We start from the raw sequence: 23,017 nt of genomic DNA on the forward strand, positions 1-23,017 counted from the left end.
TCTCACACGATCGTTTTACACAGACGTACTAGACGCTTGTTTAAGACGCTCGTATAGTCGCCGTCATGACCTCGACTTCCACCGGCCCGCGCGCCGGACGCAGGGAATGGACCGCCTTCGTGGTCCTGATGCTTCCGCTCCTCCTGGTCTCCATGGATGTGTCGGTGCTGTACTTCGCGGTGCCGGCCATCAGCCGGGAACTGCACCCCAGTTCCACCCAGCAGCTGTGGATCTTCGACATCTACGCCTTCGCCCTCGCCGGGCTGCTCATCACCATGGGAGCGCTGGGCGACCGCTTCGGACGGCGGAAGCTGCTGCTGTTCGGGGCCGCGGCCTTCGGCGCCGCGTCCGTCGCGGCGGCGTACGCGCGGAGCGCCGAGATGCTCATCGCCGCACGGGCGGTGCTCGGAATCGGCGGCGCCACGCTCATGCCCTCGACGATGGCGCTGGTCCGCAACCTCTTCCTGGACGAGAGGCAGCGGACCAAGGCGATCGCGATCTGGTCGTCGGCCATGGCGGGCGGTATCGCGCTGGGCTCGGTGCTGAGCGGGGTGATGATCGAGCACTTCTGGTGGGGCTCGGTCTTCCTGATCAACGTCCCGGCGATGGTGCTGCTGCTGGCACTGGTGCCGCTCCTGGTGCCGGAGTTCAAGGACCCCGCGCCCGGCCCGTTCGACCTGCCGAGCGTGCCGCTGTCGATGGCCGCCGTGCTCCCGGTGATCTACGGACTGAAGAAGATCGCCGCCGACAACGGCGTCGGCCTGGTCCCGGTGCTGTCCATCGTGGCCGGTCTCGCCATCGGCGCCGTCTTCGTACGGCGCCAACGCACCCGGCGCGACGCGATGATCAGCCCGGAGCTGTTCCACCACCGCGGCTTCGGCCCGTCGATCGCGCTCAACGCGCTGGCCACCTTCGCCATGATGGGCTCGGCCTACTTCACCACCCAGTATCTGCAGTCGGTGCTCGGCAAGGGCGCGTTGGAGGCGGCGCTGTGGAGCCTGGCCCCGTCCGTCTGCGTCGGCATCGCCGGGCCGGTGGCGGCCGCGGCGGTCCAGCGCGGCGCCAACCGGGCGTATGTGATCGGCGCGGGCTTCGCGACCGCGGCCATCGGCTACGGAATTCTGGCCCTGGCCGGTACGGACGCGCTGTGGACCGTACTGATCGGCGCCGCCGTCCTGGCCAGCGGGATCGTCGCGGTGATGTCGCTGGTCACCGACCTGGCGATCGGCACCGTCCCGCCGAAGCGGGCGGGTTCGGCGGCCGCGCTGCTGGAGACGGGCCAGGAGTTCGGCGGGGCGATGGGCATGGCGGTGCTCGGCAGCGTCGGCACCGCCGTCTACCGGAGCGATGTCAAGGACTCGCTGGGCGCCGGACTGCCCGCCGACGCACTCGACCAGGTACGCGAGACGCTGGGCGCGGCCGCCGCGGTGGCGGGTTCGCTGAAGGGACGAGCCGGTGAACACCTGCTGGACGCGGCGCGCGAGGCGTTCACCCACGGGATGCGGATCGCGTGCGGGGCCGGGGCGATGGTCCTGGTGGCGGGCGCGATCCTGGCCCTGGTGACACTGCGCCGGGCCGGGGCGGAGGACGCCGGGCCGGCGGCCGAGGGCGCACCCTCGGCCGGCGTAGACGAGGCGGTGCCGAGTCGCTGAGCCGTGGCGTAACGCCTGTTGGGGACCCCACTGCGGCGGGGTCCCCAACAGGCGTTACGGACGAGGCGAGTTGACGGCACACGTACGCATTTCCTCGAACACGACGGCAACCATTCCCCGCCCGGCGGCAACCAGAGGACGGCGGCCGGATACGGCGGCCAGAGGTCTGAGCAGCCACCCCACGCGAGAGGAGTGACGCACCGTGCGCATCACCAGAGCGTTAGCGGCAGCCGGGCTCGCCGCCGCCTTCCTGATCGGCGCGGCCTACACACCGCAGGCCGTCGCGGGCGAACTGCCCGGCGACACCCGGTTCTTCAACAACCCGGACTCGCTCGTCAACAAGTGGGTCGCCGCCAATCCGGGCGACTCCCGACAGCAGCGCATCGCCTCGCGGATCGCCAGTCAGCCCCAGGCCGTGTGGTTCTCCCGGTACTCCCCCGCCACCGTCACCGAGGACGTCCGCAAGGTCACCTCCGCCGCCTCCGCCAAGGGCCAGACCCCGGTCCTGGTGGCGTATCAGATCCCCAACCGCGACTGCGGCGGGGCCTCCGCGGGCGGCGCGCCCGACCTCGCGAGCTACGACACATGGGTGCGCGGCTTCGCCGCCGGGCTGGGCAGCGGGCCCGCCGTCATCATCCTCGAACCCGACTCGATCGCGCTCATCAGCTGCCTCTCGCCCACCGAGCTGAGCGGCCGCTACGCCTCACTCGCCCGCGCCGCCACCGCCATCCACAGCGCGAACCCCAACGCCCGGGTGTACTTCGACGCCGGGCACTCCGCCTGGAACAGCGCCGCCGTCCAGGCCTCACGGCTCCGCTCGGCCGGGGTGCTGACCAGCGGCGACGGCATCTACAGCAATGTCTCCAACTTCCGCCGCACCGCCGACGAGGTGGCCTTCGCCAAGAGCGTGCTCACCCAGCTCGGCACCTCCTCCGGGCTCACCGCCGTCATCGACACCAGCCGCAACGGCAACGGCCCCGCCCCCGACAACGCCTGGTGCGATCCCCACGGCCGCAAGGTCGGCGAAAACCCCACGGCGAACACCGGCGACCCGGCCATCGACGCCTACCTCTGGGTCAAGCCCCCGGGCGAAGTCGACGGCTGCGCGGGCCCGGCGGGCACCTTCGCACCGGACTACGCGTACGAGCTGGCGGGCTGAGCGGACACGGCCACGGGTCACAGGTGAGCGGCGGCCCCGGCGTTGACGCGACCCGGCTAGGCGCCCAGCCCGCGCAGGAACACCTCCAGCCCGCCGAAGAACTCCCGCTCCACCCCCACGCTCCGCGCCTGTCGTGCCGTGTCGGCCATGTACGGGAACTCGTCGGACGGCAGCTCGGAGATCGTGACCGTGCCCGCGCCGGACAGCGGTCCCAGGTGTTCGAGCTGGATCGCCCCGATCACATAGCCGAGCAGGGCGCGCAGCGCGAGGACCCGGCGTTCCCCGTCCAGGCCCGCCTCGGTGAGGATCGCGAGCGCCGTCTCCGCCCACCGCAGTGAGCTGGGGGAACGGTGCCGGTGGGTGAGGGTCAGCGGGAGGACCGCGGGGTGGGCGCCGACCGTGTCGCGCAGCCGGCCGACCATGGTCCGGAGCCGTTCGTCCCATGGAGCTCCGGGGTCGGGCGGCGTGGTGTCGACGGCGCCGAGGACGCGCTCGACCACCAGCCCTTCGAGCTCCTCGCGGTCGTCCACATAGCGGTAGAGCCCCATCGTGCTCATCCCGAGTTCCTTGGCGACCGCGCGCATCGAGAGCCCGGCGAGCCCCTCGCGGTCGAGGACGGCGAGGGCGGCCGAGGCCAGTTGATCGGGGGTGAGGGAGCGGGGTCGTGGCATGGCGGTTGACAGCGTACGGCATACGCCTACGCTGGTAGGCGTATGCCGTACGCTTACGAAAGGGGGCTCCCATGGAGCCCGGTTCCGTCGTCTCCGCCCGTACCCTCACCCCGGTGACCGGACCGGCCGTCGCCGTGCCCGACTCCGGCCGGCTGATCCACCTCCAGTTCCGGCGCTTCGCCGGATGCCCCGTCTGCAATCTCCATCTGCGGTCGATCGTGCGGCGCCACCAGGAGATCGAGGCGACCGGAATCCGGGAGGTGGTGGTCTTCCACTCCCCCGCCGAGGAACTGCGGAAGCACACGGACGACCTGCCGTTCGCCGTCATCGCGGACCCCCGGAAGCGGCTGTACCGGGAGTTCGGGGTGGAGCAGGCGCGCAGGGCCCTGCTCAGCCCGCGCGCCTGGGGGCCGATCGGGTGGGCGCTGGTCACCGGCGCGTGGGCGGTCCTCCGCGGCCGGGAGAGGCTCCCCGAGCCCAGCCAGCCCGGGGGCCGACTCGGACTGCCCGCGGACTTCCTGATCCTCGGGGACGGCATCGGCGGGGACGGCCGTGTCATCGCCGCCAAGCACGGCGAGCACGCCTATGACCAGTGGTCGGTGGATGAGCTGCTGGAGCTGGCCGCCCGCGCGCCGCGCCCCGACCCCACTCCCTGACCCACCCCCCTGACCCACCGCGGCCGGAGGCCCTCCGCTCCGGCGGTGGAGCGAAGGGCCTCCGGGGCGCGGGGCGAGGTCAGCCCATGTGCGCGGGCAGCGGCGCGGCGCCTTTGGCGCCCGGTTCGCGTACCGGGCGTGGGGTGTTCATCAGCAGGGCCACGACCACCGCGGCGCCTACGAGGATCGAGGACGAGACGACGAAGGCGTGCGAGAAGCCCTCGACCAGACCGGCCTTGGCGGTGGCCTTGGCGGTCTGCGGTGTCATCTGCCGGGCGTGCGAGGCCATGTAGTCGGAGGTCGCGCTGGTGGCGATGGTGTTGAGCATCGCCGTGCCGATCGAACCGCCGATCTGCTGAGCGGTGTTGACGGTGGCGGAGGCGACGCCCGCGTCCCCCGCCCCCACACCGTGGGTCGCGTAGTTCATCGAGGGCGCCATCACCAGGCCCATGCCGAAGCCGACCAGGAGTTCGGCGGGCAGCACCCCCGCCGCGTACGAGCTGTCGACGTCCAGGGGCACCAGCAGGGCGACACCGGTGGCCGCGATCAGCAGACCGGGTGCCACCAGCAGCCGCGGCGGCACCTTGGGGATGAGGCGGGAGGCGACGCCGCCCGCGCCGATCAGCACCGCCCCGGTCATCGGCAGGAACGCCACCCCGGTGAGCAGGGCCGAGTACCCCTTCACGAGCTGCATGTAGTACGTCAGGAAGAGGAACATCGCGAACATGCCGACCACCGAGAGGCCGACCGCCAGATAGGCGCTGCCACGGGTGCGGTCCCCCACGACCCTCGGCGGCAGCAGCGGCCGTGCCACGCTCCGCTCCACCATGACGAAGGCGATGAGCAGCACCGCGCCCAGGATCAGCAGCCCGGTCACCAGCCGGGAGTCCCAGCCCTCGGACTCGGCCTCGCTGCATCCGTAGACCACGGCCACCAGCCCGCACACCGCCAGCACCACCCCGGGGATGTCGAACCGGGCGCGGCCCTCGGCGCGGGTGTCGGTGGGCAGCACGGACCAGCTGATGGCGGCGACGACGGCGATCGGCACATTGACGTACAGGCACCAGCGCCAATCGAGGTACTCGGTCAGCAGTCCGCCGACGACCAGCCCGATCGCACCGCCGCCCGCCGCGATCGCGCCGAAGATGCCGAACGCCTTGGCGCGCTCACGGGGCTCGGTGAAGTTCACCGCGAGCAGCGACAGCGCCGAGGGGGCGAGCAGCGCGGCGAAGGCGCCCTGCAGGGCGCGGGCCGCGAGCAGCGTCTCGAAACCGGAGGCGGCGCCCCCGAGCGCGGAGGCCCCGGCGAACCCCAGCAGGCCGATGAGGAAGGTGCGCTTACGGCCGGTGTAGTCCGCGATCCGGCCGCCGAGCAGCAGCAGACTGCCGAACGCCAGGGTGTAGGCGGTGATGACCCACTGCCGGTCGCCGTCGGAGATGCCGAGGTCCTTCTGGGCCGACGGCAGGGCGATGTTCACGATGGTGATGTCGAGGACGATCATCAGCTGGGCCAGGCCGATGAAGACGAGGGCGAGCCAGCGGCGGGGGTTGGCTTGCGGCGGTGCCTGTGAGGGCTGGGACATGACGATGCCTTTCTGGTCTTGCGGAAGGCGAGCGGAGAGGGAGGTCAGGCGGGGTCGGGGTAGGTCTCGCGGGCGCCTCGGGCGTCACGCGCGTCGCGAGCGTCACGCGCGTCGTGGGCCTCGTAGGCCTCGTAGGCGTCGCCGATCACTCGCTCCCGGATGCGCTTGAACGCCTCCGCGTCGACGGCCGGGCCGCCGAGCGGGGTGATGGGGCGCGGGGAGCCGGTGGGGCGCAACCCGTCGATGTAGACATCCAGTTGGCGATGGGCGAAGGCGTCATCGGGGGCGAACCGGCCGCCGCCGGGCAGCGGCCGGGTCAGCCGGATGACCATCAGCGTGATGTCGCCGAAGACGACATCACTCCGGACCAGCCCCTGGGCCTGGGCGCGCAGGAGCATCGCGTCGATCAGGTCGACGGCGTCGCCGGGAACGCTGTCGAGGATCTCGTCCACGGTGAACCGGCCCAGCAGCGCGGGCATCACCGAGCCGATCTTGAGATCGAGGGCGGCGTGCATAAAGCGGCGCAGCGCGAGACAGGGGTCGCCCTCCTCGGCGGCGGCCCGGCTCGCGGCCTCGACCAGCGCGGTCAGCACCTCGATGGCGACCCCTCGGTGGAGATCGGCACGGTGCGGAAACCGCCGGTAGAGGGTCGCGATGCCGACCCCGGCGCGCCGGGCTATCTCATCCAGCGGGGCATCCGGCCCCTGATCGGCGAAGACCTCGCGGGCGGCGCGCAGGATCTGCTCCCGGTTGCGCCGCGCGTCGGCGCGCATGGGGGGCGACGGGACGTCGGCAAGGGCGTCGGCGTCGGTCTCAGCGTCTGCGGACACGGGGCTCTCCTGGACAGCACGGCACATACCTACAGCTATGTGGAGAAATTCTCTCCACATAGCTGCGAGCGTAGCGAGCCCAACACCATTATTCAACACGCGATGAAAAAGATTCGGAACCCCTCCGGCGCGCCTTGCCGCCGCAGAAACACAAAGACCTGGGCCCGGCCCCCGCCGAAGCGGGGACCGGGCCCAGGTGGGTGATGCCTTGAGCGGCTCAGACCAGATTGACCGAGCGGGCCGAGGTGGCGCCGATCTCCTCGGCGATCTCGGTGAGCACGGGCTGCGGAATGGTGTCGTCCACCGTGAGCGCCACCAGCGCGGCACCGCCCGCCGTGGCCCGCGAGACCTGCATCCCCGCGATGTTGATCCCCGCCTCGCCCAGGATGCGGCCGAGCGTGCCGACCACACCCGGGCGGTCGGTGTAGCGGAGGAAGGCCATGTGGTCGGCGAGCGCCAGATCCACGTCGTAATCCCCCACCGCGACGATCTTCTGCTGGTGCTTGGGACCGGCCAGCGTGCCGGAGATCGAGACCTCCTCACCGCCCGACAGGGTGCCGCGCACGGTCACCACATTGCGGTGCTCGCTCGACTCCGAGCTGGTGGTCAGCCGCACCTCGACCCCGCGCTCCTGCGCGAACAGCGGTGCGTTCACATACGAGACGGTCTCGTCGACGATGTCCTCGAAGACGCCCTTGAGCGCCGACAGCTCCAGCACCTTGACGTCGTGCTGGGTGATCTCGCCGTACACCTCGACATCGAGGCGGACCGCGACCTCGCCCGCCAGCGCGGTGAAGATCCGCCCCAGCTTCTCGGCCAGCGGCAGCCCGGGGCGTACGTCCTCGGCGATGACGCCGCCCTGGACGTTCACCGCGTCCGGGACCAGCTCGCCGGCCAGCGCCAGCCGCACCGAGCGGGCGACCGCGATGCCCGCCTTCTCCTGGGCCTCACCGGTGGAGGCGCCCAGATGCGGGGTGACCACCACATTGTCGAACTCGAACAGCGGGGACTCGGTGCACGGCTCCTGCGAGAAGACGTCCAGCCCGGCCCCGGCCACCCGGCCCTCCTTGAGGGCGGCGGCCAGCGCCACCTCGTCCACGATCCCGCCGCGCGCGGCGTTCACGATCCGGACCTCCGGCTTGACCTTGTGCAGCGCCTCGTCACCGATCAGGCCGACCGTCTCGGGGGTCCTGGGGAGGTGGACCGTGATGAAGTCGGAGACCTCGAGCAGCTCGTCCATCGAGAGCAGCTTCACACCCATCTGCGCGGCCCGCGCGGGCTGCACATACGGGTCGTACGCGACGACCTTCATACCGAAGGCGGACATCCGCTGGGCCACCAGGACGCCGATCCGGCCGAGGCCGACCACGCCGAGGGTCTTCTCGCTCAGCTCCACACCGGTGTACTTGCTGCGCTTCCACTCGCCGTTCTTCAGCGCGGCATTGGCCTGCGGGATGTTCCGGGCCGTGGCCACCAGCAGACCACAGGCGAGCTCGGCGGCGGTGACGATGTTGGACGTCGGCGCGTTGACGACCATGACGCCGGCCTTGGTGGCGGACGAGACGTCCACATTGTCCAGGCCGACGCCCGCGCGGGCGACCACCTTCAGCTTCTTCGCGGCGGCGATGGCCTCGGCGTCGACCTTGGTCGCGCTGCGGACGAGGATCGCGTCCACATCGGCGATGGCGGGAAGGAGCTGGGCTCGGTCCGCCCCGTTGCAGCTCCGGATCTCGAAGTCCGGGCCCAGGGCCTCGACGGTCGCCGGAGAGAGCTCTTCGGCGATGAGTACGACGGGCTTACCAGTGGAAGCAGTGCTCACGTGGTCTTCAGTCCTCACTAGTCCTCAGCGGACGGCCGTCCCGACGGCCGCTGGCGGTGAAGGGGTCAGCCGCGTGGGAGACGCACGACGCTGTGAGCCTGACGCGCTTGCTGTTGATGAGTGTAGTGGCGGTCGGGCCTTCGTCATGTGCCGTTGCGGCAGGATCACCCGCACGTGGTGGTGCGCGATGGACAAAGCGCGAACCGGGTGCGGCGGGGGTCCGGTGGACCCCCGCCGCACCCGGGGCACGGCCTCCGCGCCACCAGGCGCGGTTACGCCTCTTCGTCGACCCAGCTCATGAGCTTGCGCAGCTCCTTGCCCGTGGTCTCCAGCAGGTGGTTCTCGTCGGCCTTCTTCAGCTCGTTGTACTTCGGCAGGCCGGCGTTGTACTCCGCCATCCAGTTCTTGGCGAAGGTGCCGTCCTGGATCTCGCCGAGGATCTTCTTCATCTCGGCCTTGGTGGACTCGTTGATGATCCGCGGACCGGAGACGTAGTCGCCCCACTCGGCGGTCTCGGAGATCGACCAGCGCATCTTCTCCAGGCCGCCCTCGTACATGAGGTCCACGATCAGCTTGAGCTCGTGGAGGCACTCGAAGTACGCGATCTCCGGCTGGTAGCCGGCCTCGACCAGGGTCTCGAACCCGGCCTTGACCAGCGCCGAGGTGCCGCCGCACAGCACCGCCTGCTCACCGAAGAGGTCGGTCTCGGTCTCCTCGGTGAAGGTGGTCTTGATGACGCCGGCGCGGGTGCCGCCGATGCCCTTGGCGTAGGACAGGGACAGCTCGAAGGCGTTCCCGGTGGCGTCCTGCTCGACGGCCGCGATACACGGCACGCCGCGCCCCTCCTCGTACTGGCGGCGGACCAGGTGGCCCGGGCCCTTGGGGGCGACCATGCAGACGTCCACGTTGGCCGGGGGCTTGATGAAGTCGAACCGGATGTTGAGACCGTGCCCGAAGAACAGCGCGTCGCCGTCCTTCAGGTTGCCCTTCACGGACTCCTCGTAGACCTTGGCCTGGATCGGGTCCGGGACCAGGATCATGATCACGTCGGCCTCGGCGGACGCCTCGGCCGGGGTGACCACACGCAGCCCCTGCTCCTCGGCCTTGGCCTTGGACTTGGAGCCCTCGTGCAGGCCGACCCGGACATCGACGCCCGAGTCGCGCAGCGACAGCGCGTGGGCGTGGCCCTGGCTGCCGTAGCCGAGGATTGCGACCTTACGGCCCTGGATGATGGACAGGTCGGCGTCGTCGTCGTAGAACAGCTCGGCCACTTCGGAAATCTCCTAGCGTGTGGGGTTGTGCTTCCCACCGTATGACGGGCGGGCGGGTGAAGGTTTCGGGGTCTCGCCATACGGTCCGGCGCGCGGGTGGCGCCGGACCGTGGCTCCGCTGGTCGGGCGGGGCGGGGGTCAGGCGGACCGGTCGAGCGCGCGCAGGCTCCGGTCGGTGATGGAGCGGGCGCCGCGCCCTATGGCGATGGTGCCGGACTGGACCAGCTCCTTGATGCCGTACGGTTCCAGCATCTTGAGCATGGCCTCGAGCTTGTCGCTGCTGCCGGTGGCCTCGATCGTCACGGCCTCCGGGCAGACGTCCACGGTCTTGGCGCGGAACAGCTGGACGATCTCGACGATCTGGGAGCGGGTCTCGTTGTCGGCGCGGACCTTGACCAGGACGAGCTCCCGCTGGACCGCCTGGCCGTCCTCCAGCTCGACGATCTTCAACACGTTGACCAGCTTGTTGAGCTGCTTGGTGACCTGCTCCAGCGGCAGCTCCTCGACATTGACCACGATGGTGATCCGGGAGATGTCGGGGTGCTCGGTGACGCCGACGGCCAGCGAGTCGATATTGAAGCCGCGGCGGGAGAACAGGGCGGCGATCCGGGCCAGGATGCCGGGGGTGTTCTCCACCAGGACGGAGAGCGTGTGCTTGGACATGGGCTCGGTCTCTTCTCTCTCTCGGTCCTGGTCTCAGTCGTCCGCGCCGTCGCCGAAGTCCGGGCGGGTGTCGCGCGCCGCCAGGATCTCGTCGTTGGAGGTGCCGGCCGCGACCATCGGCCAGACCATGGCGTCCTCATGGACGATGAAGTCCACGACCACCGGGCGGTCGTTGATCGCGTTGGCCTTCTCGATCACGGCGTCGAGGTCGGCCGGGTCCTCGCAGCGCAGTCCGACGCAGCCCATGGCCTCGGAGAGCTTCACGAAGTCGGGGACGCGGGTGCCCATGCTCGCTTGCGCGGGGGCGTCGGGGCCGGAGTGCAGGACCGTGTTGGAGTAGCGCTGGTTGTAGAAGAGGGTCTGCCACTGGCGGACCATGCCCAGCGCGCCGTTGTTGATGATCGCGACCTTGATCGGGATGTTGTTCAGCGCGCAGGTGACCAGCTCCTGGTTGGTCATCTGGAAGCAGCCGTCACCGTCGATCGCCCAGACCGTACGGCCCTCGCCGGCGCCGGCCTTGGCGCCCATGGCGGCCGGGACGGCGTAGCCCATCGTCCCGGCGCCGCCGGAGTTCAGCCAGGTCGCGGGGGCCTCGTAGTCGATGAAGTGGGCGGCCCACATCTGGTGCTGGCCGACGCCCGCGGCGAAGATCGTGCCCTCCGGGGCCAGCTGCCCGATCCGCTGGATGACCTGCTGCGGGGAGAGGCTGCCGTCGGCGGGCTGGTCGTAGCCGAGCGGGTAGGTCTCCCGCCACCGGTTCAGGTCCTCCCACCAGCCGCTGTAGTCACCGGCGCGGCCCGCGTCCTGCTCGGCCTGGACGGCGACGACCAGGTCCGCGATGACCTCGCGGGCGTCCCCGACGATCGGCACGTCGGCGACGCGGTTCTTGCCGATCTCGGCCGGGTCGATGTCCGCATGAACGATCTTGGCGTACGGGGCGAAGGAGTCCAGCTTGCCGGTGACGCGGTCGTCGAAGCGGGCGCCGAGCGCCACGATCAGATCGGCCTTCTGCAGCGCGGTCACGGCGGCGACGGTGCCGTGCATGCCCGGCATGCCCAGGTGGAGGTGGTGGCTGTCGGGGAAGGAGCCCAGCGCCATCAGGGTGGTGGTGACCGGGGCGCCGGTCAGCTCGGCCAGCACCTTCAGCTCGGCGGTGGCCCGGGCCTTGATCACACCGCCGCCGACGTACAGCACCGGGCGCTCGGCCTGGGTGATCAGGCGGGCGGCCTCGCGGATCTGCTTGGCATGCGGCTTGGTGACCGGGTGGTAGCCGGGCAGATCGGTCTGCGGCGGCCAGGAGAAGGTGGTCCGCGCCTGGAGCACGTCCTTGGGGATGTCGACCAGGACCGGGCCGGGGCGGCCGGTGGAGGCGATGTGGAACGCCTCGGCGATCGTGCGGGGGATGTCCTCGGCCTTGGTGACCAGGAAGTTGTGCTTGGTGATCGGCATGGTGATGCCGCAGATGTCCGCCTCCTGGAAGGCGTCCGTACCGATGGCCTTGGACGCCACCTGGCCGGTGATCGCGACGATCGGGACCGAGTCCATATGGGCGTCGCCGATGGGGGTGACCAGGTTGGTGGCACCGGGGCCCGAGGTGGCCATGCAGACGCCGACCTTGCCGGTGGCCTGGGCGTAGCCGGTGGCGGCGTGGCCCGCGCCCTGCTCATGGCGGACGAGCACGTGCCGGACCTTCGAGGAGTCCATCATCGGGTCGTAGGCGGGGAGGATCGTGCCACCGGGGATGCCGAAGACGGTGTCGGCACCCACTTCCTCGAGGGAACGGATGAGGGACTGCGCGCCCGTGACGTGCTCGACGGGGGCGGACTGCGGTCCGCCGCTACGGGGCCGAGGCTGGGGGTGATGGGACCCGGGGGCCTGCTCGGTCATCGGCATTCTCTTCTCGAAGATGAGGTTCGGTGCGGGAGGGAGGGGGCGGGGCGGTGCACCGGGCCCTGCCGGTGCAACAAAAAACCCCTCGTGCCGTAGGGCAAGCGAGGGGAGCGCGCCGGTGAGGGTCCGCAGGGCTTCGATGGGCCCTGCTCAGCCGACGCGCTGTCCAAGTACGAGAATTCGGGTGCGCATGGCTCCGACCCTCCCCCCGGCGCACATCGGGTGTCAAGTGGGTGGGACGGGCGTCTCAGTATTTGAGCGGGTCGGCGGGTGGGTGTGCGGCTCCGTACGGCGCGGGCCGTGGGAGCCGCCGTGCCCGCCATGACCGCCGTGCCGGATCGGCAGGGCGCCGCCGACCAGCAGCGGGGGCTCCGGGCGCGGCACCGGATAGCCGCCGCGCAGCAGCGCCCGGCGCAGCCGGTGCTCGTCCAGCGGCCCGCTGAAGGCCGCCCCCTGGGCGTGGGTGCATCCCATACCGCGCAGGGTGACAATCTGCTCGGGCAACTCCACCCCCTCTGCGATGGACTGCATCCCGAGATCGCCGGCGATCCTCAGCAGCCCTGCGGTGATCTTGTGCAGCCGTGAGGACTCGACCACTCCCTCGACCAGTCCGGGGTCCAGTTTCAGCACATCGATGGGAAGCCTGCGGAGCGCCCTGATCGCGGCATAGCCGCTGCCGAAGCCGTCGAGGGCGATCCGCACCCCCAGGCGGCGCAGTGCGCCGAGGCGGTGCTCGAGCTCGTCCAGCGGCACCCGTGGATCGCTGTCGGTCAGCTCCAGGATCAGCGCGCCGGACGGCAGACCGTGGCGGGTCAGCAGGGTCTCCACGGCCTTGGGCGGCATCGACTTGTCCACCAGCCGGCTCGCGGGCAGCCGTACGCAGACCGGGACCGGATGGCCGTCACGGCGCCGCTGGGCGGCCTGCTCGACGGCCGCCTCCAGCATCCAGCGGGACAGCTCGGCGGTGCGGGCGGTGTCCTCGCCGCTCCCCCGGCCGTTGTCGGCGACCCGGAGGAACTCGGCGGGGGTGAACAGGATGCCCTGGGCCGAGCGCCAGCGGGCCTGCGCCGCGACCGCGGTGATCCGGCCGCCGGCCAGCTCGACGACGGGCTGGTGCAGCAGCACGAACTCCCCGTCGTGCAGGGCGGCGCGCAGTCTGGTGGCGACCTCGGCGCGCCGCGCCACCTCGGCCTGCATCTGTGGTGCGTACAGCTCGACGCGGTTCTTGCCCGCGGCCTTGGCGCGGTACATCGCCAGGTCGGCGTTGCGCATCAGGGCGCCGGGGCTGGTGCCGGGCTCGGCGAAGGCGACGCCGATGCTGGCGGCCACGCGGACCTCGGTGCCGCCCTCGACCCGGTAGGGCTGGGAGAGCCGGAGCCGCAGCCGGTCGGCGATCTCCATGATGCGCTGCTCGCGGGTGCCCGCGTCCCCCTCGCCGTCGCCGAGGATGAGGGCGGCGAACTCATCGCCCCCGAGCCGGGCCGCGCAGTCGCCGGACCCGGACCGCACGGACTCCTGGAGCCGGCGGGCGGCCTGGACCAGCAGCTCGTCCCCGGCGTGGTGGCCGACGGTGTCGTTGACCGCCTTGAAGCCGTCGAGGTCGATGAAGAGCACCGCGGTGCCGGCGTCCGTACGGCGGCGGCCGGCGACGGCGTGCGCGACCCGCCGGGTGAACAGGGCGCGGTTGGGCAGATCGGTGAGCGGGTCGTGCTCGGCGTTGTGCTGGAGCTGGGCCTGGAGCCGGACCCGCTCGGTGACATCGCGGCTGTTGAAGATCAGCCCGCCGTGGTGGCGGTTGATCGTGGACTCCACGTTGAGCCAGTCGCCGGAGCCGGAGCGGAAGCGGCATTCGATGCGCGTGGTGGGCTCCTCGCCCGGTGCGGCGGCCAGGAACCGGCGGACCTCGTGGACCACGGAGCCGAGGTCCTCGGGGTGGATGAGGGAGGCCAGCTCGGAGCCGATCATCTCGTCCGCGTCGCGGCCGTAGACCCCGGAGGCGGCCGGGCTGACGTAGCGCAGGATTCCGGTGGGCGCGGCGATCATGATCACATCGCTTGAGCTCTGCACCAGGGAGCGGAAGTGGTTCTCCTTCTGGGCGAGTTCCTGGGTGAGCCTGATGTTGTCCATCAGCATGATCGCCTGTCGGACGACGAGCGCGAGCACGACCGCGCAGGCGGTGAAGAGCACCACCCCGTCGATCGGCCGGCCGTCCATCACGTTGAACAGGACCCCCAAGGTGCAGACGGCTGCGGCGAGATAGGGCGCGAGTGCGGCGAGCGAGCCCGCGATGGGGACCACGCTCTGCTGCGGGGAGCGGCGCGCCGGCGGCGGGTTCTGGGCGGCCTCGCGGCGGGCCACCCAGGGTGCGTACGCCAGCAGCGCGGAACCGGCGAACCACCCGGCGTCGAGTATCTGCCCGGAGCGGTAGTGCTCCCGCAGCAGCGGCGAGGTGAACAGCGCGTCGCACAGCACGGTGAGCGCGAAGGCGGCGATCGCGGTGTTGATCGCGGAGCGGTTGCCGGAGGAGCGCCGGAAGTGGAGCACGATCACCATGCTCACCAGCACGATGTCCAGCAGCGGATAGGCGAGCGACAGGGCGCCGCGGGCCACGGAGGCGCCGTCCGCGCCGAACTCCCCGGTGTGGGCGAGCGCGAGGCTCCAGGAGAGCGTGACCAGCGATCCGGCGATCAGCCAGGCGTCAAGACCCAGACAGATCCACCGGGCCCGGCTCGTGGGGCGCTTGGCGAGCACCAGCATCCCGACGATGGCGGGCGGCGCGAAGAGCAGGAAGCAGAAGTCGGCGACCGAGGGGGTCGGCACGGGGCGGCCGAGCACCACCTCGTACCAGCCCCAGACGGCGTTCCCCAGCCCGGCCATGGCCGAGGAGGCGGCGAACAGCAGCCATGCCGGGCGCAGCCGCCCGGCATGCCGGCGGCCGTGCCACAGACAGGAGGCCGCGGCGGCGAACGCGGCGGCGCTCAGCCCGAAGTCACCCATGACGAGGGCCAGTTGGGACGATCCCCAGCCGACGATCGCCCCCGCCGCGTAACCGCCGCAGACCAGGGCGAGGACCACTTGCGGCAACAGCCCGGCCCCGCCGCCGGAGACCGACGGCCGGGCGAGCACCGCTCCCGTGGCGCTCACTGGACTGCCATCCACTGCGTGGCGGACCACTGACGCCTCGGGGCCCCCGGAAGCGGTATCCCCGCGGGCCTCGTCGAGTTGGAGAACCGCGCGGCTGCGCGGAAGTGTCGCGGTCGACGCCTGAGCTGCGTCGGGTTGTCGGTCCATCGGCCATACATCGCCCGTCGCCCCCCTCGAGTTCCGGTCCATCGCTGACGCCGTCAGGTCAGTGGCGCAGCCCCCGGTCGGGACGATACACCAGAGTGGTCACTCAGGGACATAGGCCATCTACGGACCGTAACCGACTAGGGCGTTGTATATACGGAGGGGAGTCAATCGGTGCCTGTATGTGGTGCCAGAGGCATGTCTACCCCGTCGTGGCGACGAGATGTGCCAGCGACTCGCCGCGCGCGTAACGATGCAGCTGATCCCTCAACAGCCGCTTGGCGCGCGGGAGGAAGGCCGACGTGGGGCCGCCCACATGCGGGGAGATGAGCACCCCTGGAGCGTGCCACAGCGGATGCCCGGCGGGCAGTGGTTCGGGGTCGGTCACATCGAGCGCGGCCCGCAGCCGGCCCGACTCCAACTCCATGAGCAGGGCCTTGGTGTCCACGACCCCACCACGGGAGACGTTCACCAACAGCGCCCCGTCCTTCATCCGCGACAGGAATTCCGCCCCGGCCAGACCGCGGGTGGCCTCGGTGAGCGGGGTCACCAGCACCACCACATCGGCTTCCGGAAGCAGTCGGGGCAATTCGTCGATCGGATGCACCGGGCCGCGCTCGGTCGTGCGCGGGGAGCGCGCGACGCGCGCCACCCGCTCGCACTCGAAGGGCACAAGCCGATCCTCGATCGCGCTGCCGATGGCCCCGTAGCCGACGATCAGTACGGACTTGTCGGCGAGCGCGGGACGGAACCCGGAGCGCCACTCCTCGGCGTCCTGGCCCCGGACGAAGTCGGGGATACCACGCAGCGAGGCCAGGATGAGGGTGAGGGCGAGCTCGGCGGTGCTCGCGTCGTGCACCCCGCGCGCGTTGCACAGCCGCACCCCGGGCGCGAGACCGGCCAGCGCGGGCCTGATGTGGTCTATCCCGGCGGTCAGGGTCTGCACCACCCGCAGGTTGGTCATGTCGGGCAGCGGACGGGTGCACACCTGCGGCGGCTTCATGTAGGGGACGCAGTAGAACGCGCAGCGCGCCGGGTCGGTGGGGAAGTCCTCGCCGCCGTCCCAGTGGGCGTATTCGAGGGTGTCGGGGAGGCCGTCCATCTCCTCGGGCGGGATGGGCAGCCACACCAGGTCACGCGCTTCGGATGAACCGTGAGTCGAATCGTGGTGGCGGAACGTATCGCTGTGATCTGCACTCATGCCAGGAGGCTATGCGATCACCGGCCGTTGGCAGAGGTTAGTTTGGGGTCCGAGGAACGGGAGGGGTCAGGCCAGGTGGAGCGCAGGAGAATCGGCGCGGCGGCGCTTGAAGTGGGGGCCATCGGCCTTGGATGCATGCCGATGAGCTGGGCGTACACCGCTTCGCAGCGCAGTGGCGAGCACTCGGTGCGCACCGTGCACACCGCGCTCGACTCGGGGGCGAGCCTGCTGGACACCGCCGACATGTACGGCCCCTTCACCAATGAGCTGCTGGTGGGGCGGGTGCTCAAGGAGCGGCGGGCGGACGCCTTCGTGTCCACCAAATGCGGACTGCTGGTGGGCGACCAGCACATCGTGGCCAACGGGCGGCCCGGCTATGTGAAGCGGGCCTGCGACGCCTCGCTGCGCCGGCTCCAGACCGATGTGATCGACCTCTACCAGCTGCACCGGGCCGACCCGGAGGTCCCCATAGAGGAGACCTGGGGTGCGATGGCGGAGCTGGTCGCGGCCGGGAAGGTGCGGGCGCTCGGGCTGTGCGCCGTGGGCGCGCGGGCACAGCGGAGGGCGGGCGCCGGGATGCACGACGCCACGGTGCGCCAACTGGAGCGGGTCCAGCAGGTCTTTCCGGTCAGCTGTGTGCAGGCGGAGCTGTCGGTGTGGTCGCCCGACGCGCTGGAGGCGCTGGTGCCGTGGTGTGCCTCGCGCGGAGTGGGCTTCCTGGCGGCGATGCCGCTGGGCAACGGCTTCCTGAGCGGAACGCTCACCCCGGGGCAGGGCTTCGAGCCGGACGACATGCGGGCCCGGCATCCGCGGTTCACGGCGGAGATGATGGCCGCGAACCAGCCGATCGTGGCCGGTCTGCGACGGGTCGCCCAGCGGCACGGGGACGGAGTGACCCCGGCGCAGGTGGCCCTGGCCTGGCTGCTGGCGCAGGGGCCGCATGTGGTGCCGGTGCCGGGGACGAAGCGGGAGCGGTGGGCGGCGGAGAACTGCGCGGCGGCCGGTCTGCCGCTCTCGCCCGAGGACCTCGCGGAGATCGCGGAGCTGCCGCCGGCGCGGGGGTCGTGGGACTGAGCGCGTCGCGCCCGGCCGCCCGGCGCGGGCCGCCGGTGGGCGTTCGGCCCTGGTCCGGGCCCGATTCGGGGATGGGAACCCGGCGCGGGTCCGCGGTGTATAAGAATCAGTGCCGTGCCGCGGCACACGTGCCCATGGAGAGGAACCCGACCGTGCGACGTCCTCGCGTCACCTCCGTTCTCGCCGCCGCTGCCGCCGTGGTGCTCATGGCGGGCTGCTCGTCCGACGGCGACAGCATCACCAGACCGGACGGCCGGTCGTCCGCGCCCGCGAAGCCGGGCGCCGGTGGCTCCTCTCCGGGCGCGCCCTCGCCGACGGAGTCCGCGGCGCCCGCGAAGGGCTCGGTGAAGGTGGAGCGCACGCTCACCACGAAGCTGGACTCCCCCTGGGGGCTCGCGCCGCTCCCCGGCGGGGATCTGCTGGTCTCCTCGCGGGACACCGGGAAGATCTTCAAGGTCTCGGCGGACTCGGGGAAGAAGACCGAGCTGGGGTCCGTCCCGGGCGTCTCCGCCGCCGGTGAGGGCGGGCTGCTGGGGCTGGCGGTCTCCTCCGACTTCGGCGCGGACCATATGGTCTACGCGTACTTCACCACCGATTCGGACAACCGCATCGTCCGGATGGTGTACGACGACAAGCGCCCCGCCGGCGATCAGCTCGGCGCCCCGGACACGATCTTCAAGGGCATCCCCAAGGGCGCGATCCACAACGGGGGCCGTATCGCCTTCGGCCCGGACAAGATGCTCTACGCGGGCACGGGCGAGAGCGGTGACCGCGGGCTCGCCCAGGACATGGACTCCTTCGGCGGCAAGATCCTGCGGATGACCCCGGACGGCGAGCCCGCGCCCCGCAATCCGGACGCCCAGTCGGTCGTCTACTCCCCGGGTCACCGCAATGTGCAGGGCCTGGCCTGGGATGCGGACAAGCGGCTGTGGGCCTCCGAGTTCGGCCAGGACACCTGGGACGAGCTCAATCTGATCGAGCCGGGCAAGAACTACGGCTGGCCGGAGGCCGAGGGCAAGGCCGGGAAGAAGGGCTTCGCCGATCCGCTCGAGCAGTGGAAGCCCAAGGACGCCTCGCCGAGCGGAATCGCCTTCGCCAAGGGCTCGATCTGGATGGCGGGGCTGCGCGGTGAGCGGCTGTGGCGCATTCCACTCAAGGGCGACGAGGCGGTGGCGAAGCCACAGTCGTTCCTGGACGGGAAGTACGGACGGCTGCGCAGCGTGGTGGCGGCGGACGACGGGGGGCTGTGGCTGACCACGAGCAATACGGATGGGCGTGGTAAGCCGGGTCGGGAGGACGACCGGATCCTGCGGCTGGAGATCCGCTGAGGGGAGATCCGCTGAGGGGAGATTGAGGGGAGGGCGAATCGGCTGGTCGTGGTGTTGAGTTCGGCCGACATGGTGTGGAGTGCCCGTTCTGTGACGGGTCTGCCTACACTGGCAGCAGTCGCACGCCTACGGGGGTCGTCATGTTCAACCTCATCGAGGAACTGTTCGCGCCCGGCCGCAAGCACACCGAGGAAGAGCGCAACCGGCTGGAGTTCACGCTCGACGAGACGCGCAGCAGCGACCCGGGGAAGGGCCCTATAGACCTGGACTCCGGGCGAGTGGTGATCCGTCCCCGCGAAGGGGACTGACTCGGGACGGGACTGACCCTGCGGGCGGTCGGCGTATCGCGCGTCCTGTCAGCCCCGGTGTGCTGCCACGCCCCGGCGTCCTTCCGCGCCCCGGTGTGCTGCCGGTGCGCACCGCGCACAGCGTCAGCGGGCCGCCGCCGCGCCGTCGGCCAGGCCGTCCACCAGGCGCAGTCGGTGGGCCACGGCGGCCGCCTCGGCCCGGCCCGAGACGCCCAGCTTGGCCAGGATGTTGGAGACATGGACGCTGGCCGTCTTGGGGGAGATGAAGAGCTCCTCGGCGATCTGGCGGTTGCTGCGCCCGTCGGCGACCAGCCGCAGCACATCCCGCTCCCGTGGTGTCAGCCCCAGCTCCTCGGCCGGATCGACGGGTTCTGTGGGCTCGGCGGCCGGGGCCGGGGAGCCCGGGGCCGGGGGCAGCGCGGGGGTGCGGCCCGGGGACGCGTCGAGCGCGGCGCGGGTCGCGGCGGACGCCAGGGGCAGCCGGGCGCGCCGGGCCAGCAGCTCGATCTCCTCGCGCAGCGGACGGGCGCCCAGCCGGTCGGCCACGGCATGCGCCTGGGCGAGCAGTTCGGCGGCGTGGTCACGATCGGCCTGGACCGGGGCGCTCTGGCCGTGGGCGCCCTGACCGGGGGCGCGCTGGCCCAAGACACCTTGGCCGGGGGCGCCCTGACCGGAGGCACCTCGGCCGGGGGCACCCTGACCGAGGGCGCCTTGGCCCGGGGCGCTCTGACCGGAGGCACCCCGGCCGGGGGCACCCTGACCGGAGACACCCTGACCGAGGGCACCTTGGCCCGGGGCGCCCTGATCGAGGGCACCCTGGCCGGAGGCACCCGCGCCGGGGGCGCCCTGGCCTGGGGTGAGCAGCGCTTCCGCCCAGCGGTGGCGGGCGCGGGCCAGCGGATGGGGGCGGTCCAGCGCGGCGAAGGCTGCCGTGGCCTCGGCCCAGAGGTCGGGCCGGTCCCGGCCCTCGGCGCGCGCCAGTTCGGCCTGGACCATCGCCGCGTGGGCCCGCCACACCGGCACGGGCTGCGACACCCGCTTCACCGCCACCCGGAGGCGGGCCAACGCCGCGCCCCGGCCCGGCTCGGCCGTGGGCAGTCCGCGCGCGGCCGACTCGGCCGCGGCGGCCGTGTACAGCAACCGCCAGGCATAGCGCTGCATCCCGGGCGGGAAACCGGCCTCCACGGCCTGGTCCAGCAGGGCCCGGACCTCCAGGATCCGGCCACGGGCCGCTGCGAGTTCGATGGCGTGCCCCGCGATCTGGAGGGTGTACTGCGGTTCGGTGTTGTGGGCGCCGTAGTGCTCCCGGGCGGCGGCCAGCTCGCGCTCCGCCGTGTCCCACTCCCCGCGCGCCAGCGCCAGCTGGGCGAGCCGGTTGGCGGCGGTGCCGCGCGGCTTGGTGCCGAGGGCGAGCCGCCGGGTCTTCAGGGCCGCCGCCTCCGCCTCGTCCCAGCGGCCCAGGGAGAACAGCGACTCGGCCAGATTCCCGTAGACCCAGGCCCGGGAGTCCACCAGGCCGACCCGGTCCAGGATCCGGGCGCCCTCCTCGGCGGTCTCCACCGCCTCGGCCGACCGGCCGACCCCCTCCAGCGCCGAGGCGAGATTGACATAGCAGCGCCCCAGGACGCTGATGTCATCGAGGTCCAGGGCCCGCTCGCAGACCTCGCGCATCTCGGCCAGGCCGCGCTCGATGTCGCCGGAGTCACCGGTGAAGTAGCCCAGCGTCAGGCGGGCGTTCAGCTCCGTGCTCTCGGCGCCGACCAGCCGGGCCAGCTCCACCGCCCGTTCGGCGGCGGCCAGGCCCTCGGCACCTGGCCGGTGGGTCATCGTCCAGCCCGCCACCTGCGCCATGACCTCGGCGTGCACGGGGGACGGCGGCAGCCCGCGCACCAGCTCCTGGGCCCGGCTCAGCTCCTCCCAGCCGTCACCGCGGGCCAGGCCCTCCAGCAGTTTGCCCTGTTGGGTCCAGAACCAGGCGGCCCGCAGCGGGTCGTCACCGCCGCGGCTCAGGGTCCGCAGGGCCCGCTTGCTGACGGCCAGCGCCCGCTCCCGCTGCCCGGACATGTGCGCGGCCACCACCACCTCGGCGAGCAGATCGAGATGGCGCAGCGGCTGGTCCTCACAGCCGCAGGCGGGGTACACCTCCGCGTAGTCCATGGGCCGCTGCGCCCGCCGTATCTCCTTGGGGGCGTCCTCCCACAGCTCCATGGCCCGCTCCAGCAGCCGCAGCTGCTCCGCGTGGGCGTACCGCCGCCGTGCCGCGACGGACGCCTGGAGCACGGCGGGCAGGGCCTTGGCGGGGTCGTGCGCGTGGTACCAGTAGCTGGCCAGCCGGGCGGCCCGCTCATCGGCCCGTACCAGCGCGGGCTCGGCCTCCAGGGCCTCCGCGAAGCGCCGGTTGAGCCGGGAGCGCTCCCCTGGCAGCAGATCGTCACGCACCGCCTCGCGCACCAGCGAATGCCGGAAGCGGTAGCCGCTGTCGTCGGCAGTGGGGCGCAGGATGTTCGCCCCGACGGCGGCCCGCAGCGCGTCGATCAGCTCGTCCTCGCCCAGCCGGGCGACCGCGCGCAGCAGTTCGTACTCCACCGAGGAGCCGCCCTCGGCGAGGATCCGCACCACTCCTTGGGCCTCCTCGGGCAGCGCCTCGACCCGCACCAGCAGCAGATCGCGCAGCGATTCGCTGAGCCCGGTGGCGCAGCCCTCGTTGAGGGAGCGGGCGATCTCCTCCACGAAGAAGGCGTTGCCGTCGCTGCGCTTGAAGATCCGGTCGACCAGGTCGCGCTCCGGCGCGGCCCCGTTGATCCCGGTCAGCTGGGCGTGCACCTCGCCGCGGGTGAAGCGGGACAGCTCGATGCGCCGCACCTCGCGCATCCGGTCCACCTCGGCGAGGAACGGGCGCAGGGGATGGCGGCGGTGGATGTCGTCGGAGCGATAGGTGGCCACGACCAGCAGCCGGGCGCTGAGCAGCGAGCGGAAGAGATAGCCGAGCAGCTCGCGGGTGGAGCGGTCGGCCCAGTGCAGATCCTCGATGGCGACGACAAGGGTGCGCTCGGCGGCCAGCCGCTCCAGCAGCCGGATGGTGAGCTCGAACAGCCGGGCCCGGCCGTCCCCGTCGTGGGACGCGCGGGAGGTCTCGCCCAGTTCGGGCAGCAGCCGGGCCAGTTCGCCCTCCTGCCCGGCGGCGGCCCGGTCCAGCTCGGCGCCCAGCTTGCGGCGCAGTGAGCGCAGCACGGTGGACACGGGCGCGAACGGCAGCCCGTCGGCGCCGATTTCCACACAGCCGCCGACCGCGGCGACCGCCCCCGCGGCCACGGCCGAGGCCAGGAACTCGTCGATGAGGCGGGTCTTGCCGACCCCCGCCTCTCCCCCCACCAGCAGCACCTGCGGCTCGCCCGCGGTGGCGCGGGCGAGCGCGTCCTCGAGGGTCGCCAACTCCTGGGCGCGGCCGATGAACACCGGGCTGACGGACGTGGTGTACACGTCGTCGAGCATCGCACAGGGCACCGACACCGCGGCACCGGCTTTTCCGGCCCCCACCGCCCCGGATTCCACCGCTCCGGATTCCGCCGCTCCGGCGGCCACAGCTTTGGCGCTCCCAGCCCCGGCTCCCGCCCCGGCCCCCATG

16 protein-coding genes are annotated in these 23,017 nt (G+C 71.8%); 6 read left to right on the forward strand and 10 right to left on the reverse strand.

Translation table 11 applies throughout. The annotated features are described in order from the left end of the window. Positions 1–65 precede the first annotated feature (65 nt). Together JK364_RS13260 and JK364_RS13265 are read left to right on the forward strand one after the other, a co-directional pair. A complete protein-coding gene (locus tag JK364_RS13260; protein ID WP_201850958.1) occupies positions 66–1,652 on the forward strand; it encodes an MFS transporter in 1,587 nt (528 codons plus the stop codon). 202 nt (positions 1,653–1,854) lie between these two features. Then, positions 1,855–2,811 (forward strand): glycoside hydrolase family 6 protein, encoded by a 957-nt coding sequence (locus JK364_RS13265; protein WP_201850960.1) that lies wholly within the window; start codon positions 1,855–1,857, stop codon positions 2,809–2,811. A gap of 56 nt (positions 2,812–2,867) precedes the next feature. Here the strand turns inward: JK364_RS13265 and JK364_RS13270 are convergent, their stop codons facing one another. Beyond that, the gene (locus tag JK364_RS13270) at positions 2,868–3,482 is read right to left on the reverse strand and encodes a TetR/AcrR family transcriptional regulator (protein ID WP_201850962.1); all 615 of its coding nucleotides are present in this window, start codon (positions 3,480–3,482) and stop codon (positions 2,868–2,870) included. Positions 3,483–3,553: 71 nt separating this feature from the next. Between JK364_RS13270 and JK364_RS13275 the strand changes: the two genes are divergently transcribed. Next, positions 3,554–4,138, forward strand: a complete 585-nt coding sequence (locus tag JK364_RS13275) for an AhpC/TSA family protein (RefSeq protein ID WP_201850963.1) — start codon at positions 3,554–3,556, stop codon at positions 4,136–4,138. Positions 4,139–4,217: 79 nt separating this feature from the next. Here the strand turns inward: JK364_RS13275 and JK364_RS13280 are convergent, their stop codons facing one another. The 8 genes from JK364_RS13280 to JK364_RS13315 all read right to left on the reverse strand — a co-directional run bounded on the left by JK364_RS13280 (position 4,218) and on the right by JK364_RS13315 (position 16,682). Beyond that, entirely contained in the window at positions 4,218–5,720 is a 1,503-nt protein-coding gene (locus JK364_RS13280; RefSeq protein ID WP_201850965.1) for an MFS transporter, read from the reverse strand. Positions 5,721–5,764: 44 nt separating this feature from the next. Continuing rightward, on the reverse strand, positions 5,765–6,550 hold the full coding sequence (locus tag JK364_RS13285) for a TetR/AcrR family transcriptional regulator (protein ID WP_307841257.1): 786 nt from the start codon (positions 6,548–6,550) through the stop codon (positions 5,765–5,767). A gap of 217 nt (positions 6,551–6,767) precedes the next feature. Continuing rightward, positions 6,768–8,369, reverse strand: a complete 1,602-nt coding sequence (gene serA / locus JK364_RS13290; protein ID WP_201850969.1) for a phosphoglycerate dehydrogenase — start codon at positions 8,367–8,369, stop codon at positions 6,768–6,770. A gap of 272 nt (positions 8,370–8,641) precedes the next feature. Further along, entirely contained in the window at positions 8,642–9,640 is a 999-nt protein-coding gene (ilvC, locus tag JK364_RS13295) for a ketol-acid reductoisomerase (protein ID WP_201850970.1), read from the reverse strand. Between the two features lie 138 nt (positions 9,641–9,778). Further along, the gene (gene ilvN, locus JK364_RS13300) at positions 9,779–10,303 is read right to left on the reverse strand and encodes an acetolactate synthase small subunit (protein WP_201850977.1); all 525 of its coding nucleotides are present in this window, start codon (positions 10,301–10,303) and stop codon (positions 9,779–9,781) included. Between the two features lie 33 nt (positions 10,304–10,336). Then, entirely contained in the window at positions 10,337–12,190 is a 1,854-nt protein-coding gene (locus JK364_RS13305; RefSeq protein WP_201850979.1) for an acetolactate synthase large subunit, read from the reverse strand. Between the two features lie 228 nt (positions 12,191–12,418). Then, the gene (locus JK364_RS13310) at positions 12,419–15,337 is read right to left on the reverse strand and encodes a putative bifunctional diguanylate cyclase/phosphodiesterase (protein ID WP_201850980.1); all 2,919 of its coding nucleotides are present in this window, start codon (positions 15,335–15,337) and stop codon (positions 12,419–12,421) included. A 346-nt stretch (positions 15,338–15,683) separates the two neighbouring features. Next, complete coding sequence (locus tag JK364_RS13315) at positions 15,684–16,682, reverse strand: 2-hydroxyacid dehydrogenase (protein WP_201850982.1); 999 nt, start codon at positions 16,680–16,682, stop codon at positions 15,684–15,686. A 75-nt stretch (positions 16,683–16,757) separates the two neighbouring features. Between JK364_RS13315 and JK364_RS13320 the strand changes: the two genes are divergently transcribed. The 3 genes from JK364_RS13320 (at position 16,758) to JK364_RS13330 (ending at position 19,392) form a co-directional block, all read left to right on the forward strand. Continuing rightward, positions 16,758–17,756 (forward strand): aldo/keto reductase, encoded by a 999-nt coding sequence (locus JK364_RS13320; RefSeq protein WP_201850984.1) that lies wholly within the window; start codon positions 16,758–16,760, stop codon positions 17,754–17,756. Between the two features lie 134 nt (positions 17,757–17,890). Continuing rightward, positions 17,891–19,084, forward strand: coding sequence for a PQQ-dependent sugar dehydrogenase (locus JK364_RS13325; protein WP_201850986.1), 1,194 nt, complete (start codon positions 17,891–17,893; stop codon positions 19,082–19,084). A gap of 140 nt (positions 19,085–19,224) precedes the next feature. Beyond that, positions 19,225–19,392 (forward strand): DUF6191 domain-containing protein, encoded by a 168-nt coding sequence (locus tag JK364_RS13330; protein ID WP_167396640.1) that lies wholly within the window; start codon positions 19,225–19,227, stop codon positions 19,390–19,392. 123 nt (positions 19,393–19,515) lie between these two features. Here the strand turns inward: JK364_RS13330 and JK364_RS13335 are convergent, their stop codons facing one another. Next, on the reverse strand, positions 19,516–22,884 hold the full coding sequence (locus JK364_RS13335; protein ID WP_230991877.1) for a helix-turn-helix transcriptional regulator: 3,369 nt from the start codon (positions 22,882–22,884) through the stop codon (positions 19,516–19,518). Positions 22,885–23,017 lie beyond the last annotated feature (133 nt).

The sequence above is a fragment of the Streptomyces endocoffeicus genome (assembly GCF_016741935.1).
GTDB classification, from domain to species: Bacteria; Actinomycetota; Actinomycetes; order Streptomycetales; family Streptomycetaceae; genus Streptomyces; species Streptomyces endocoffeicus.

Excerpts from the sequence above, each read along its gene's own strand:
- JK364_RS13260 (WP_201850958.1), top strand. The coding sequence starts at position 66 with ATGACCTCGACTTCCACCGGCCCGCGCGCCGGACGCAGGGAATGGACC.
- JK364_RS13270 (WP_201850962.1), bottom strand. The coding sequence starts at position 3,482 with ATGCCACGACCCCGCTCCCTCACCCCCGATCAACTGGCCTCGGCCGCC.
- JK364_RS13275 (WP_201850963.1), top strand. The coding sequence starts at position 3,554 with ATGGAGCCCGGTTCCGTCGTCTCCGCCCGTACCCTCACCCCGGTGACC.
- JK364_RS13280 (WP_201850965.1), bottom strand. The coding sequence starts at position 5,720 with ATGTCCCAGCCCTCACAGGCACCGCCGCAAGCCAACCCCCGCCGCTGG.
- ilvN (WP_201850977.1), bottom strand. The coding sequence starts at position 10,303 with ATGTCCAAGCACACGCTCTCCGTCCTGGTGGAGAACACCCCCGGCATC.
- JK364_RS13305 (WP_201850979.1), bottom strand. The coding sequence starts at position 12,190 with ATGACCGAGCAGGCCCCCGGGTCCCATCACCCCCAGCCTCGGCCCCGT.
- JK364_RS13315 (WP_201850982.1), bottom strand. The coding sequence starts at position 16,682 with ATGAGTGCAGATCACAGCGATACGTTCCGCCACCACGATTCGACTCAC.
- JK364_RS13325 (WP_201850986.1), top strand. The coding sequence starts at position 17,891 with ATGGAGAGGAACCCGACCGTGCGACGTCCTCGCGTCACCTCCGTTCTC.
- JK364_RS13330 (WP_167396640.1), top strand. The coding sequence starts at position 19,225 with ATGTTCAACCTCATCGAGGAACTGTTCGCGCCCGGCCGCAAGCACACC.
- JK364_RS13335 (WP_230991877.1), bottom strand. The coding sequence starts at position 22,884 with ATGCTCGACGACGTGTACACCACGTCCGTCAGCCCGGTGTTCATCGGC.